The sequence below is a fragment of the uncultured Cohaesibacter sp. genome (genome assembly GCF_963556055.3).
Classification (GTDB): Bacteria; Pseudomonadota; Alphaproteobacteria; order Rhizobiales; family Cohaesibacteraceae; genus Cohaesibacter.
On sequence record NZ_CAUVYE020000007.1, the window covers coordinates 148803 to 162837 of the forward strand.

Consider the following 14035-nt stretch of genomic DNA (forward strand, 5'->3'; position numbering starts at 1 on the left):
GGGTGGCATGCGGGGTAAGCTTTGGCGTTTTTCTATTGCCCGACTTCTCCCGTCTTGCTCGGATCGCTCTGCTTGTTTTCATAGGCATCGAGCTCCACTATCGGCGCGGGCACCGAATAGGTCTTTTCCTTGTAGCGGCACAAATCAGCCACGATGCATTTCTGACAGTCCGGTTTTCGGGCCTTGCAGACATAGCGTCCATGAAGAATAAGCCAATGATGGGAGTGGCGGACATAGGCGGACGGGATCACCTTTTCAAGCGCCATTTCCACCTCTTCGACCGTTTTGCCGGGAGCAAGTTCGAGCCGGTTTGCAAGCCGAAAGATATGGGTGTCAACGGCAATGGTTGGCTGCCCGAAAAAGATGTTGAGCACCACATTGGCGGTTTTTCGGCCTACACCGGGCAGGCTGACCAGAGCATCCCGATCTGCGGGCACCGTGCTGTTAAAGTCGTCAATCAGTTTCTGGCTAAGCAATATGACATTTTTCGCCTTGTTCCTGTAAAGGCCGATGGTCTTGATATAATCCTCAAGGCGGGCTTGTCCAAGCGCCACCATTTTTTCGGGAGTATCAGCCACGGCAAAGAGTGGTCCGGTTGCCTTGTTGACGCTGACGTCGGTGGCTTGCGCGGAAAGGACAACGGCAACCAGCAAGGTGAAGGCACTGGAATAATCGAGTTCACCGCGGGGATTGGGCCGTTGCATTGAAAATCGCTGAAACAGCAGCTCGATATCTTCTTTGGGCATTTTGCTCCATTTGCGGCGGCGAACCGGCTTTTTGGTTGATGCTGTGCGCTTGGCTGCTGGCTTGTTCTGCTCTTTCTTCTCGGCCATGACAGAGTCCTTTCGCCCGATGCTATTGCTGATACCCAACAGTGTCTATATCCCTCTTGGCACCCATATCCAAGAGCAAGAGCCTCGAGCTTTCCCCTTTGTGCGATCGATCTTGAAACTGAGCGCAAGAATCGGGTGGCTCAATTGCTGGAGGCAAGGTAGCATCAGCACCAGCAACAAATGGAAGTCATGACCATGCAGACTGAAACCATGCCAAAAATCTTGCCGCTCAGTGGCGATCTGCCAATTCTGACAGAGGCACAGGCGAGCCTCACGGACAGGCAGGACGCCATCAGAGACTATGACACGATCAGACGGTCTATCGAGTTTCTGACCGAGCACTGGCGTGAACAGCCAAGCCTGGAGCGGCTTGCGCATCATGTAGGCCTGTCTCCCCATCACCTTCAGCGGCTTTTCACGCGCTGGACCGGAGGGCTTTCTCCGAAAGGTTTCATTCAGGCTGTTACCCTTGATCATGCCAAGCAATTACTGGAACAATCCGCTTCCGTAATGGATGTAGCCTTTGAAGTTGGCCTGTCAGGTTCTTCCCGTTTGCATGATCTGTTTGTCACTCACGAAGCCATCACGCCCGGTGCCTACAAGGCGAAGGGGGAAGGACTGGTCATCGACTATGGCTTCCATCCCAGTCCCTTTGGCCTGGCCCTCGTGATGGTAACCGATTACGGGTTGGCAGGACTTGCCTTTGCCGATCCGGGAGATGAACAGGCTGCCCTTGAAGATATGTCCGAGCGCTGGCCCAATGCACGTTATCGTCAGAATGAAGAAGGCACCCGTTCCTTTGCCAATCGGATATTTGAACCGCAGGAATGGCAGGAAGAACAGCCCTTGCGGATCACTCTGATCGGAACGGACTTCGAGATACGCGTCTGGGAAATGCTGCTGAAAATTCCGCTGGGGAACATGACCACCTATTCCACGATTGCGAACCATCTTGGCAAACCAAAAGCTGCGCGAGCGGTGGGCACGGCGGTTGGCAAAAACCCGATTTCCTTTGTTGTTCCCTGTCACCGTGTCCTGGGCAAGGGCGGGTCCATTTGCGGGTACCACTGGGGGTTGACGCGAAAGCGGGCGATTCTGGGTTGGGAACAGGGGCATGTCAAAGACAGTCGCTGACAAAAGATCAGATATCTCGGGCGCTTGACAGAAAGCGAGTGGGCAGACGAGACAGAGTTTTCAGATCGTGTCAGGCAGAGAATTGATAAAACAAGGACCTGCATGATGCCCTGTCGATAAAATGGGCGCACTTGTTCACGTTCTCGAAAGCTTGCCAATAAAAAAGGGTGACATACGTCACCCTTTTCTCTCGGATCATAAATGACCCAATTCTTACAAGACTTCCTTGGAAGCGATGGTCGTGTCGTCGTTGAATTTGTAGATCATCGGAACACCGGTGCCCAAATTCACTTCAAGGATTTCTTCCTTGGAAAGACGGTCCAGCACCATGACGATGGAACGCAGGGAGTTGCCGTGTGCTGCGCAAAGAACGGTTTTGCCAGCCATCACCTGAGGCAGAATGTCGGTGATGAAATAAGGCAGGGTGCGCGCTGCGGTGTCTTTCAGGCTTTCACCGCCCGGAGGAGGAACGTCATAGGACCGGCGCCAGATGTGAACCTGTTCGTCACCCCATTTTTTGCGGGCATCATCCTTGTTGAGGCCGGACAGATCGCCATAGTCGCGTTCGTTGAGCGCCAGATCGCGGTAGGTGGTCAGATCAGACTGGCCAACGCCATCCAGAATATGCTGGCAGGTTTTCTGCGCGCGTTGCAGGTCGGAAGTGAAGGCAACATCAAATTTCATGCCCAGATCATTAAGTTTCTTGCCAGCAGAAATTGCCTCGGTAACGCCCTGTTCGGTCAGGTCCGGGTCTTTCCAGCCGGTGAAAAGGTTTTTCAAATTCCAGTCGCTCTGGCCGTGACGTACCAGCACTAGTGTCCGTTCCATCGGATCCACTCCTTCACTGCGATAAACGTCTCCCTTTTGAAATGACCTACCGGTCACGGGAAAACGCCATGTTTGAATGCTTTCGGCAATTTTCAGGGCTTAATTGATCCCGAAAAAACTCCAATTGCGGTTTCCATCTCCTGCCATGAGGTGGCCTTGGTCAATTAAGACCCAGAACATCCATCATGGTGTAATAGCCAACGGATTTGTTTTTTGCCCAAAGTGCCGCTTTCACGGCACCGCGCGCAAAAATCGAGCGATCCTGAGCCTTATGCGTGAGCTCGATGCGCTCACCTTCCCCCGCCAGAATCACACTATGCTCACCAACAACCGAGCCACCGCGCAATGTGGCAAAGCCTATGCTGCCACGGTCCCGCGCGCCGGTAATGCCTTCACGGCTCATCACGGCGTTGGATTGCAAATCGATGCTGCGCCCCCTGCGCAGCAGCTTCGCCAAGCAACAGAGCCGTGCCCGAAGGAGCGTCGACCTTGTGCTTGTGATGCATTTCAACAATTTCGATATCAAAATCGGCATCCAGAGACTGGGCTGCCTGCTGAACGAGTTTGCTCAGCAGATTGACGCCAAGGCTCATATTGCCTGATTTGACCATCACGGATCCACTCTCTGCAATGGCCTTGAGTCTGGCTTCCGCGTCCGGGTCAAGACCGGTGGTGCCGACGATATGAATCTTGTTTTTCCGGGCAGCAATTTCTGCAAATGCGAGCGTGGCGGCCGGAATGGTGAAGTCGATGACACCATCTGCATTATCCAGTGCCTCAGCCAGATCACTGCTCACCGCAACATCAAGAGGTTGCAGGCCTGCCAATGTTCCGGCGTCCATGCCGATGCAGTCCGAGCCTTGCTGTTCAATTGCGCCGCTAACACAGACACCTTGCTGCTCAGTGATGGCAGCAATGAGCGCGCGCCCCATTCGTCCGCGTGCTCCTACAACAACAAATCTCATGTCTGTCATGTCATCATTCCTCTAACGGAAGGAAAAGATCGTGCTTCTTGTAAACACCATAGCATAAAGGTGCAAGAGCAGATTGGCCGGGCATGAAGGGTTTGACAATTATGGGCAGAAAAATCCGTTATAAAGCTGAGAATATGACCGTGTCATGAAAGCTGCCAACCAAATCCCTGTTCGTTGGGCCGGGTTATGTGATGGACCGGATCGGTGGTCGACATGGTCAGCTGGCAGACAACGCCGCATGGCGGGCCTAATCGCTTTTGTCGCGAGTGGTGGCAATCAGTTGCTGTTCATAGAATTTGGCGATTCTGACAAAACGCGAATAGGCATAGTTGGTCGCAACGACAAGCCCCCACCAGCCATAAAGGCAACTTCTTCTGATGAGATAGCTTTTAAGGAATGAAAAGGGAAATTCCACCAGAAGTCTGAAAGGAGAAATTTTTCGGCCTCGGGAAACGCCATCCTGAACCTGCATGTCGGAATAGCGATTGAGTTTTTCAACCGTGAACTGAATTGAACGCAAAGAGCGATGGTTGACCTTGCCCTTGAGCTTGGCCGTTGTTGCGCCGGCATCCGGCCTGACGGTGTCATGCACAGTTGATGGCGAAAACCGCCCCTTGGTTCGGTCATAAAGCCGATATTGCCAATTGCCATAGGCCCATTTTCGCGATTTGGTTTCGTGCGGATAGACATCTACGATATGGACTTCATAAATGTCCTTTCGCGGAGACGGGGCGAACAGGGTCCTGATTTCGTCAGCAAGTTCGGGCGAAATCTCTTCATCGGCGTCAATATTCAACAGCCATTGATTTCTGCACTGATCTTCAGCGAAGCGCTTTTGCTCGCCATATCCCTTCCAGGCATTGAAAAAAACCTTGGCTCCTGCGGCTTCTGCCACGGAAACGGTTCGGTCTTTTGATCCGGAATCGACCACAATCACCTCGTCGACCCAATCTTTCACGCTGTTGATCGCTGACAGAATCCTGTCTTCTTCGTCCTGAGCGATAATGAAAGCGGAAACAGGGGGCCTTGACGTCACGGAATGTTTGTCCTCTTCGGAAAGGAAGATCCAGTTCGTGAGCTACTTAACCGACGAGAGATTTACAAGCAACCAAAAATTGTAATATTGGCCATTAACAAGGAAAATGTGTGTGTGCAAACGGCCATTTCAGGGCACTGGCCAAGCGACTGCTGAATTATGTCACTGTCATGTTTACCCAGCATTTTGCGTAACCATCTCTAGAATGACCTAGCCGCCAAATTTCGATCCACAAATGCCCAGCTATGACGGAGCTGAACAGCGAAAGGCAAGTTGATCAATCAGGCAAAGAAACAAGTCGAAAATTCCCAACAAACAAAGATGGGAAAGACTTTTGAAAGGCTTTTTAGTCAATGTGAACAGAACAGCGATGAAACAACAGCTGACTATAGGGTGACTTCACTGAATTTGCCCACCTTATGACAAAGTATTTCACACGGTAAAACTGTCAAGACATGCGGAAAAATTCAATATTCAAAATATGTACATATAAGATATGACATCTATAGTTTCATATCAAAGTTTATATTAAGATGGATGAATCCATTTCGTGAAACAAGTGAGCACAATACATATATTTGTGATAGATCCGAAATATTCTTTCGTCTTAAAAGAGCCAGAGTGGATCCATGAAATATTTATGACTCCACCGATTAAGTTTCATCGAAAATGAGATTCTGTGAAGACTCTGTGGAAATAAGGCGTCAAATTAAAACTAATGTAGGAATCCAATTCTACGATAAAGGTTAAAAATAAAAAATTATAAAGACTCAAAACAATAGCGCGGACTCTGAGATGTTCTTGTGATATATAATGTTAAAAAATAGTTAATCATAAAATTCAAATTTATCTTTCATGTCTTAGAGCTCGGTGCCATGCGTTATCAAGCAGCCTATCATTATCCCGGATCTCGCAATTTTCATCGGTCCACTGTTGAAAAGCGCAGGGAATTCAAATTGAGGATTCCGAGCTTGGTTGGTCGACGTCCCAGTTTGATTGCTCTGACAAAATTCTCTCTGGTCATTGCCGGTCTTTTCTTCCTGCTTGTCGGTATGGCTCATTTCTTCACTGCCAAGGAAGCAAAAAGCTGGCAGCAACTGCCTGTTACCATCACCAAAGCAAAAGTGGTGCGGTCTGGACAGACTGATGGTTCCCCCATTTTCATGGCAGAAATTGAGTATCAATATTCGCAAAATGGCAAGATCATGAAAGGCGATCGTTTGTCGCTGAGGCCAATCCGGTCCAAGTCGCCCGGCGCGGTCAAACGGCAAATCGCAGCCTATAAGGTTGGCCGAACCGTTCTTGCACATATCAATCCGGCAAAGCCTGCCAAGGCCTACCTTCATACTTTCCCCGAAACCTATCTCTACGGACTGATCGTTCCGGGTCTGGCTTTGTTGGCCATGGGATTGGCGATTGGCCAGATACAGCGTTTCCGGAAGATGAATGATGAGCGGGAAGCCTGGCGCTTTGGTGAATTCAGGGGTCGCGTGCTCAAGCCTGTCCCGGTTGCGGTTTCATGGAATAGTAGAAAGGGCTGATGCTCTTTGTTGTTGGCATCCGGATTCTGTTGGTTCAAACCGGAAGCCCATGAGAGGACAAGGTTCAAAAATGGTACCTGTTCTCACGGATGACTTATTCCTTACTGGTAGAAAAACAAGCCAAATCAGTATCTTCGCCGTCCAGGGTCGGGAATGATTGTCACCATTAGAAAAACTTGGTCTCAATTTTCCTTAAGGCGAAGCTGGTTCCATATCGAGTGACAGGCACGATTCCGTGATTCCGGACATTTCATTTCGATGCCGAAATGAAATGTCCGGATGATTATAATCTCCGCCGAGAGTGGTGCACCCTCGCCCATGGAAGAGAGCTTTCGTGAGCCATTACGAGGAGGAATGTGTTACGCCTGACGAGAGACAAGCGCCTCTTCGATATCCGCAACGATCCGGCGCGCCATGGCTTTGCGGTTATCCGCTTCAAGAATGGGTCGCCCGACGACAAGATAATCTGCACCCGCTGCAATGGCACGAGAGGGTGTCATGACGCGTTTCTGATCTCCGACATCAGTTCCTTCTGGCCGGATACCGGGCGTGACAATGGCCATATGGGCCCCGACAATGGTTCGCATCGCTGTGGCTTCCTGTGCGGAACAGACAATGCCATCCATGCCCGCAGCACGCGCATCGGCTGCTCGTTTGGCAACAAGCTCAGTGGCGGTCAACGAATATCCGGCGTCAGAAAGGTCCGCATCGTCCATGGAGGTCAGGACCGTGACCCCAAGCAGATTCAGCTCGCTGCCCGCCTTTCCTGCCACAGCGGCCCGCATGGCCTTTGGATAAGCGTGAATCGTCAGGAATTTGGCGCCAAGGCTCGCAACAGATACGACACCTTTTTCAACCGTGTTGTCGATGTCCAGAAGCTTGAGATCCATGAAGACATCTTTGCCGTCCTCAATCAGCGACCGGGCCAGATCAAAGCCGCCTGCAAACCCGAGTTGATATCCGATTTTGTAGAAGCTCACACTGTCATCGAGATCTTTGATAATGGCCCGAGCCTCATCGAGACCAGGAACATCGAGTGGCACAATCAGGCGGTCGCGTGGAGCAAGAGTCATGGTCGAATAGATCCCTGTAAAGCGCGACCATTGCGATGACGTGAAGGAAACTTCATGTGGCAATGGTCGAATGATGCTTATAAAAACTGATTTGAGAAGAAAGGCGTAGGTCTTCCTATCAAATCAGTCTGCCAAGGTCCAGCACTTCGACAAAGCATGGCCACCACTGCGGTTCAATGCCAATGGGTGGCCTGATTGAGTTTTGCCATGCGAATGAGTGCAGCCGCACATCCTCCAAGGAAATCAGCATCCCGGTCCGACAGCAATTCTCCCTTTTCACCGAAAGCTGTTGCAGCAGAAGCAATGCTTACCTGTTCGGGAATGACAAGAGCACCCAATGCAACAAATATATCGCGCAGATGCGACAGGGAACGCATTCCGCCAAGCTTGCCCGGCGAAGCCGCTCCAATGGCATAAACAGGTGTCCTGAAGGGGTGATGCGTCTCGACAGGTACGCGGGAAATCCAGTCGAGCGTATTTTTTGTGAGGGGTGTTACGGAACCGTTATATTCTGGCCCGGCGAAGAAGACACCATCCTGGGACGCGAGCATCCTGGCCAGTTTTACCGCGTTTTCCGGGAGCCCATGTTCGGCTTCGTCATCCGCATTGAACAGCGGCAACGGATAATCTGCCAATGACAGGAACGTGACATCGGCTTCCATGAGGCTGAGCTGCTTGGCCATTGCGCCTGCCAAAGCCTGATTGAAACTGTTTGATCGAATAGAGCCAGAAAAGCACAAAAGGCGTGGAGGTTGCATGGTATTTCCTTTCGCTCAGGAAAGAAGGAGGCTTGTCAATACCTGACAAGCCTTGCCTGAAGCAGGCTATTTGGCTGGCCGACGATAGACCCAAACCCTTGCCGGTGGCAGATTGCCCAATATCCAGGAACTGCGTTCAATGGTGAAATCGCCCTCCTTCTGCGCGACAGGCGGCACCAGAGCATAAGAAAACTGAATGAAGGGCGTACCCGGCTCCATCGCGTCAAGGCACATGTTGATCAGGCGTTTTCGCATGTCCTTTGGCTTGGTGAAAAGGGGAAGCGAAGAAACAACGGCGGCCAGTGGCTCATGGATATGTGATTGCCGAATGGCCTCGAAGTCATAGGCATCGCCTTGAATCACCGTGGCGCCGGCAAACCGATCACTTAACATGGTCACAAAATTCTGCGCATATTCAACCGCCAGAATACGGGAAGGATCAACACCATGCTTGATAATGGCAGAGGTGACGGACCCGGTTCCCGGCCCTAGCTCGAGGACGAGGCCCGGTTTGGAAAGATCGATATAAGATGCCATCCTGTTGGCAAGCGCTGGGCTTGACGGTGCCACGGCTCCGGTTTTCAAGGGATTGTCGAACCATTGACGCAAAAAACGGATTTCATCTGGCAGGGTTGGAATGAGGGGGCGGTCTAGCAATTGCTTAAGCATGATAACCTCAAAATAGGCGCAATCAGAAACAGTATGATATATCAATCTGACAGCGTGGAGATGTGGCAACGCACATCAATGTCTTCAACAATGAACGTACTTCATCGATGTAGGTCTAATCCTGCGTCGATAAAAGACCTTTCTTGCAATAGCGCATGATATTTTTTACAAACAGCGCCTTTTTGACATCAATTTAGACTAAGTAAAAACGCGAAGCCAGTAGAAACACATAGAAAAAAACGGAGAGATGGATATCTGGCCATGTAAAAAGGGCATCAGATTGATGCCCTTTCGATGTTTCGGCTAAAAAGTCACTCGCCAATGCGTTCGAAGAAATCCTTGACCTTGGCGAAAAAGCCGGTGCTGTCCGGATGATTGTCATCATCACTGAGCGACTCGAATTCCTGAATAAGCTCCTTCTGCTTCTTGGAGAGCTTGCGCGGTGTTTCCACCTCCACCTGAATATACATGTCTCCATATTGGGCACTGCGCAAAACGGGCATTCCCTTGCCACGAAGGCGGAACTGTTTTCCGGTCTGGGTACCCTCTGGCACCCGAACGCGCGTCTTGCCACCATCAACGGTCGGAACTTCAAACTGCCCGCCCAGTATGGCGGTGGTCATGGAGATCGGTACGCGGCAGAAAATATCGGCCCCATCACGCTGGAACAGGTCATGCGGTTTCTGGGTGAGGAAAATATAGAGATCGCCCGAAGGCCCGCCACGAACGCCCGCTTCGCCTTCGCCGGAAAGCCGTATGCGTGTGCCATCCTCGATCCCTGCCGGAATATTGACCGACAGTTTGCGGGTTTCCGTTGTTCGTCCCACTCCACCGCACACGTCGCAAGGATCATCGATGATTTCACCACGGCCATGGACAGGTCGGACAGGTTCTCTCGACGGTGAAAAAGCCTTGTGTTGCACGGACCTTGCCCATGCCGCCACAGGTTGGGCAGGCTTTGGGCGAGGTGCCGGGTTTGGCAACCGCTGCCCGAGCAGCTGTTACAGGTGACCGACGTTGGCAACCTCAATCTCGGCCGTCTTGCCATGGAAGGCTTCCTCGAGCGTGATTTCCATATTGTAGCGCAGGTCTGCACCGCGCTCGCGCCCGCGTGAACGACGACCTCCGCCCATCATGTCGCCAAAAATGTCTTCAAAAATATCCGACATTGAGGACCCAAAATCCGAACCGAAGCCCTGTCCCATACCACCCTGCTCAAAGGCCGAATGGCCATAGCGATCATAGGCGGCTCGTTTTTCAGGATCTTTCAGGATCTCATAAGCTTCGTTGATTTCCTTGAAACGTGCTTCGGCGTCCGGGTTGTCGGGATTGCGGTCAGGGTGAAATTGCATGGCTTTCTTGCGGAAAGCGCTTTTCAGCTCCTTGTCGTCAGCCCCACGGGACACGCCGAGGGTTTCATAAAAATCGGCTTTGGACATTTTTGCTTCTTCCACCTTTTCATTCAATGGACCGATGTCAAGACAGATCGTGTCGGGAGCGCGCTCCTCGGATCCTGCCTTTGCCGTCGAATCATGTCATTTGTCCCGCGCAGAAAACAAAGCGCTTGGACATGCGTTAAGAGTTTGTGCCGCCTCTGTCTAATTTTGCCGGATCACAAACCGGCTTCAATCCGAAGGGGCAAGAACAGCTTCTATCCTGGTTTTCCCAAAGACACGCCTCACCGTGGGCCCTTGAAGCAGCGCACATGGCGTCATAGCGGTCTCTGGTCATCAAGAACAGACAGAATCGCGTCCTTCACATTGGCAAGGTCGGTGGCGGTCGATGACCAAACCACTTTCGCCTTGTCGAATGGCCTCTGGCGCACCGCCAGCATTGCCTGAAAATGGTCGGCAGGCCCTGCAATGCGGCTTCCACATAGCTGATACCGTAGCCTTCCCGTTCCTCGACCAACTGTCTGCCGGGTTGCAGAAACAGGTCTGCGCTTCGGTGTAGGGCGGTTTTGAATCCCCCCTCAACCCAGCCGATGAAATCGACGGAATCAGAAACGCCAAGCGATTGGGCAAGACCTTTGAGACGATCAAGATCGTTGCCTTGACCGGCGATAACGAGTTTTGCCTCGGGATAGCGAGACCGGATGGCGGCCAGCGCCGAAATGGCCTGATCAAGCCCCTTCCAGTCGATCAACCTGCAAATGCTCAGCAATCTGGGATGATGGTCTGCCCAGATCTTTGCTGTTCGATCAAGATCATCCCGAGAAGGTTCTTCGGGCTTGAAAATCGGTGGGTTGACGATCGAATAACCGATTGTCTCAGGGGTAAATGCCCTGGCCCGATTTCTCGTATCCTCGGAATTGAACAGGATATGATCAGCCTTGCTGAAGGCCTTGCGGATGCGCAGAGCCTTGTTGGCCACGTTGGGAAATTCATTGCCATGGGCCCAGCTGATCACTGGAAAAACGAACTTGCCACTGAGATACTCGACACTCTTCCAGCTGTCGGCATAAAGCGCATCAATGACGCCTTCTTTTGCGAGTTGCTTAATACGGCGGGCCTTGCGCCAGCGCCGGATTGGTCGGGGCCCCGAAAACCATTCGACCTTGTAGGGAAGACCGGCCGATTGTTCCCACTGACGAGCATCGCCACCCACCATCAGCCAGCACCAAGAACCTCATGCCCGGCCTTGACACAATAGTCCGCCGTGCCGGCCAGCAAGTTCTGAATGCCCCCCTTGCGAGGTGGGAAAGCCTGTGCCGTAATGACGATCATGTCGGCTCCTACGCGTCAGGTAATTGAGCCGGATGAACAGGAGAAAGCCGACACCAGTGAGATGTCGGCCTTCGCTCAGTTCAAATCAGCTCGAACAAGGCCTTAGGATTTCTTCTCATCATCTTCGTGAACTTCCTCGAAGTCCGCGTCAACAATGTCTTCATCCTTGGCCGCATCCACGAGCAGCGTCGGCAGCGGCAGCAGCTTCCCTCATCGGACTGCTGGGCGGCATACATGGCTTCGCCAAGCTTCATGGAAGCCTGTGTCATGGCCTCGGTCTTGGCCTGAATGGCTTCCAGATCGTCGCCTTCCAGTTCCGTTTTCAGCTCGGCAATTGCTGCCTCGATGGCAGACTTGTCGGCTTCGGAGACCTTGTCGCCATAATCGGCGAGAGATTTCTCGGCAGAGTGCACGAGGGCTTCGCCCTGGTTCTTCGCTTCAACCAGCTCCTTGCGTTTCTTGTCCGCTTCGGCGTTGGCTTCTGCATCCTTGACCATCTGCTCGATTTCGTCGTCGCTGAGGCCACCAGAAGCTTTGATCGAGATTTTCTGTTCCTTGCCGGTGCCTTTGTCGAGAGCCGACACATTGACGATGCCGTTGGCGTCAATATCGAAGGTCACTTCGATTTGCGGAACGCCGCGCGGTGCCGGTGGGATACCAACCAGATCGAACTGGCCAAGCATCTTGTTGTCGGCAGCCATCTCGCGTTCACCCTGGAAGACCCGGATTGTCACTGCATTCTGATTGTCATCGGCAGTGGAGAAAACCTGGCTCTTCTTGGTCGGGATCGTGGTGTTGCGATCGATAAGGCGCGTGAACACACCGCCAAGGGTTTCGATACCGAGAGACAGCGGGGTCACATCGAGCAGCAGAACGTCTTTGACGTCACCCTGCAAGACACCGGTCTGAATGGCAGCACCCATGGCAACCACTTCATCAGGGTTCACACCCTTGTGTGGCTCCTTGCCGAAGAAATGTTTCACCGATTCCTGAACCTTGGGCATACGGGTCATACCACCGACCAGAACGACTTCATCGATTTCGGAAGCGCGCAGACCAGCGTCTTTCAGAGCGGCTTCACAAGGCTTGATGGTGCGTTTGATCAGATCGTCAACCAGCGCTTCGAATTTCGCGCGGGTCAGTTTCAGGGTCAGGTGTTTCGGACCGGAAGCATCAGCCGTGATATATGGCAGGTTGATCTCGGTCTGAGTGGAAGAGGAGAGCTCGATCTTTGCTTTCTCGGCAGCTTCTTTCAGGCGCTGCAAAGCCAGCTTGTCGTTTTTCAGATCAATGCCGCTCTCTTTCTTGAATTCACCAACCAGATAGTCGACAAGACGCATGTCAAAGTCTTCACCACCAAGGAAGGTATCACCATTGGTGGACTTTACTTCGAAAACGCCATCACCGATTTCCAGAACGGACACGTCGAAGGTACCGCCACCAAGGTCATAAACCGCGATGGTTTTGCCGTCATTCTTGTCAAGGCCATAGGCCAGCGCCGCTGCGGTCGGTTCGTTGATGATACGAAGCACTTCCATACCGGCGATCTTGCCCGCATCCTTGGTTGCCTGACGCTGTGCGTCGTTGAAGTAGGCAGGAACGGTAATGACGGCCTGAGTAACAGGTTCACCGAGATAGTCTTCAGCGGTTTCCTTCATTTTCTGAAGGATCATGGCCGAGACCTGTGAAGGAGAGTATTTTTCACCCTCGACTTGCACCCAGGCATCACCATTGTCACCTTTGACGATTTTGTACGGCACCAGATCCTTGTCCTTGGAAACGGCAGGATCATCGTAGCGACGACCGATCAGGCGTTTCACAGCGAACAGGGTATTCAGCGGGTTGGTCACGGCCTGACGTTTTGCAGGCTGACCAGCAAGACGTTCGCCATCGTCAGTGAAAGCGATCATGGAAGGTGTGGTACGAGCCCCTTCCGCGTTTTCAATGACCTTTGGTTCTTTACCATCCATAATGGATACGCACGAGTTTGTGGTACCCAAGTCAATACCAATGACTTTGCTCATTTGTTTCTCCTTTTCGGCAGGCCGGTCTAACCCTATGAAAGCGGTTATCGAGCGCCGACAAAGTCGGCCCGGCCCCCATGAAGATGCGCGTCAGACGCGCGGGTTACATTTACATTCAAGGGACATATAGGAGCCGCCAAAGCGGTCTGCAAGGCGCATTTCCCATCACATTCGCCGCTTTTTTACGACAGATGAAAATGGCACCCCTCTTATAAGAGAGCTGCGACAAAATAAAGGGGGGTAAGGGAGTTAAGTTGAAGTTAATTACATATAGTCCCCACATCTCACGCTTTCATTTGTGTTCGTGGACAAATAAACCGCTACTATGAAAGCGTCACCTGGCAATGGGAAAATGGCAGGACCCATTTTGAATCACATGAATCGCCAGTGCTGGCACCCGACGGAGGAACTCGAATGAAGAAAATTGCTTTTACCATAC

At 52.0% G+C, this 14035-nt stretch carries 9 protein-coding genes and 3 pseudogenes; 2 read left to right on the top strand and 10 right to left on the bottom strand.

The window, feature by feature from the left end:
• Positions 1 to 32: 32 nt before the first annotated feature.
• Positions 33 to 833, bottom strand: a complete 801-nt coding sequence (nth, locus tag ACHZB8_RS02220; RefSeq protein WP_316858415.1) for an endonuclease III — start codon at positions 831 to 833, stop codon at positions 33 to 35.
• Between the two features lie 195 nt (positions 834 to 1028).
• Here nth and ACHZB8_RS02225 point away from each other — a divergent pair, with 195 nt between their 5' ends.
• Positions 1029 to 1967: a bifunctional helix-turn-helix domain-containing protein/methylated-DNA--[protein]-cysteine S-methyltransferase gene (locus ACHZB8_RS02225; RefSeq protein WP_316858416.1), complete on the top strand. Its 939-nt coding sequence runs from the start codon at positions 1029 to 1031 to the stop codon at positions 1965 to 1967.
• 213 nt (positions 1968 to 2180) lie between these two features.
• On the opposite strand, the gene ACHZB8_RS02230 is transcribed toward ACHZB8_RS02225, so the two are convergent.
• The 3 genes and pseudogenes from ACHZB8_RS02230 to ACHZB8_RS02240 form a co-directional block, all read right to left on the bottom strand.
• Entirely contained in the window at positions 2181 to 2795 is a 615-nt protein-coding gene (locus ACHZB8_RS02230) for a 2,3-bisphosphoglycerate-dependent phosphoglycerate mutase (RefSeq protein WP_316858417.1), read from the bottom strand.
• A gap of 160 nt (positions 2796 to 2955) precedes the next feature.
• Positions 2956 to 3760, bottom strand: a pseudogene (gene dapB, locus ACHZB8_RS02235) (4-hydroxy-tetrahydrodipicolinate reductase).
• Between the two features lie 256 nt (positions 3761 to 4016).
• Entirely contained in the window at positions 4017 to 4805 is a 789-nt protein-coding gene (locus tag ACHZB8_RS02240) for a glycosyltransferase family 2 protein (RefSeq protein WP_316858418.1), read from the bottom strand.
• An 875-nt stretch (positions 4806 to 5680) separates the two neighbouring features.
• Between ACHZB8_RS02240 and ACHZB8_RS02245 the strand changes: the two genes are divergently transcribed.
• Positions 5681 to 6346: a DUF3592 domain-containing protein gene (locus ACHZB8_RS02245; RefSeq protein WP_316858419.1), complete on the top strand. Its 666-nt coding sequence runs from the start codon at positions 5681 to 5683 to the stop codon at positions 6344 to 6346.
• A 359-nt stretch (positions 6347 to 6705) separates the two neighbouring features.
• Here the strand turns inward: ACHZB8_RS02245 and pyrF are convergent, their stop codons facing one another.
• The 6 genes and pseudogenes from pyrF to dnaK all read right to left on the bottom strand — a co-directional run bounded on the left by pyrF (position 6706) and on the right by dnaK (position 13596).
• On the bottom strand, positions 6706 to 7419 hold the full coding sequence (gene pyrF / locus ACHZB8_RS02250) for an orotidine-5'-phosphate decarboxylase (RefSeq protein ID WP_316858420.1): 714 nt from the start codon (positions 7417 to 7419) through the stop codon (positions 6706 to 6708).
• Between the two features lie 173 nt (positions 7420 to 7592).
• Positions 7593 to 8177 carry an NAD(P)H-dependent oxidoreductase gene (locus tag ACHZB8_RS02255; RefSeq protein ID WP_316858421.1) on the bottom strand — a complete coding sequence of 195 codons (585 nt, stop codon included), beginning with the start codon at positions 8175 to 8177 and terminating at the stop codon, positions 7593 to 7595.
• Positions 8178 to 8243: 66 nt separating this feature from the next.
• Positions 8244 to 8846, bottom strand: a complete 603-nt coding sequence (locus ACHZB8_RS02260; RefSeq protein ID WP_316858422.1) for an rRNA adenine N-6-methyltransferase family protein — start codon at positions 8844 to 8846, stop codon at positions 8244 to 8246.
• Positions 8847 to 9157: 311 nt separating this feature from the next.
• Positions 9158 to 10285, bottom strand: a pseudogene (gene dnaJ / locus ACHZB8_RS02265) (molecular chaperone DnaJ).
• A 316-nt stretch (positions 10286 to 10601) separates the two neighbouring features.
• Positions 10602 to 11456 (bottom strand): glycosyltransferase, encoded by an 855-nt coding sequence (locus ACHZB8_RS02270; RefSeq protein ID WP_316858423.1) that lies wholly within the window; start codon positions 11454 to 11456, stop codon positions 10602 to 10604.
• A 218-nt stretch (positions 11457 to 11674) separates the two neighbouring features.
• Positions 11675 to 13596 (bottom strand): annotated as a pseudogene (gene dnaK, locus ACHZB8_RS02275) (molecular chaperone DnaK).
• Positions 13597 to 14035: the final 439 nt, after the last annotated feature.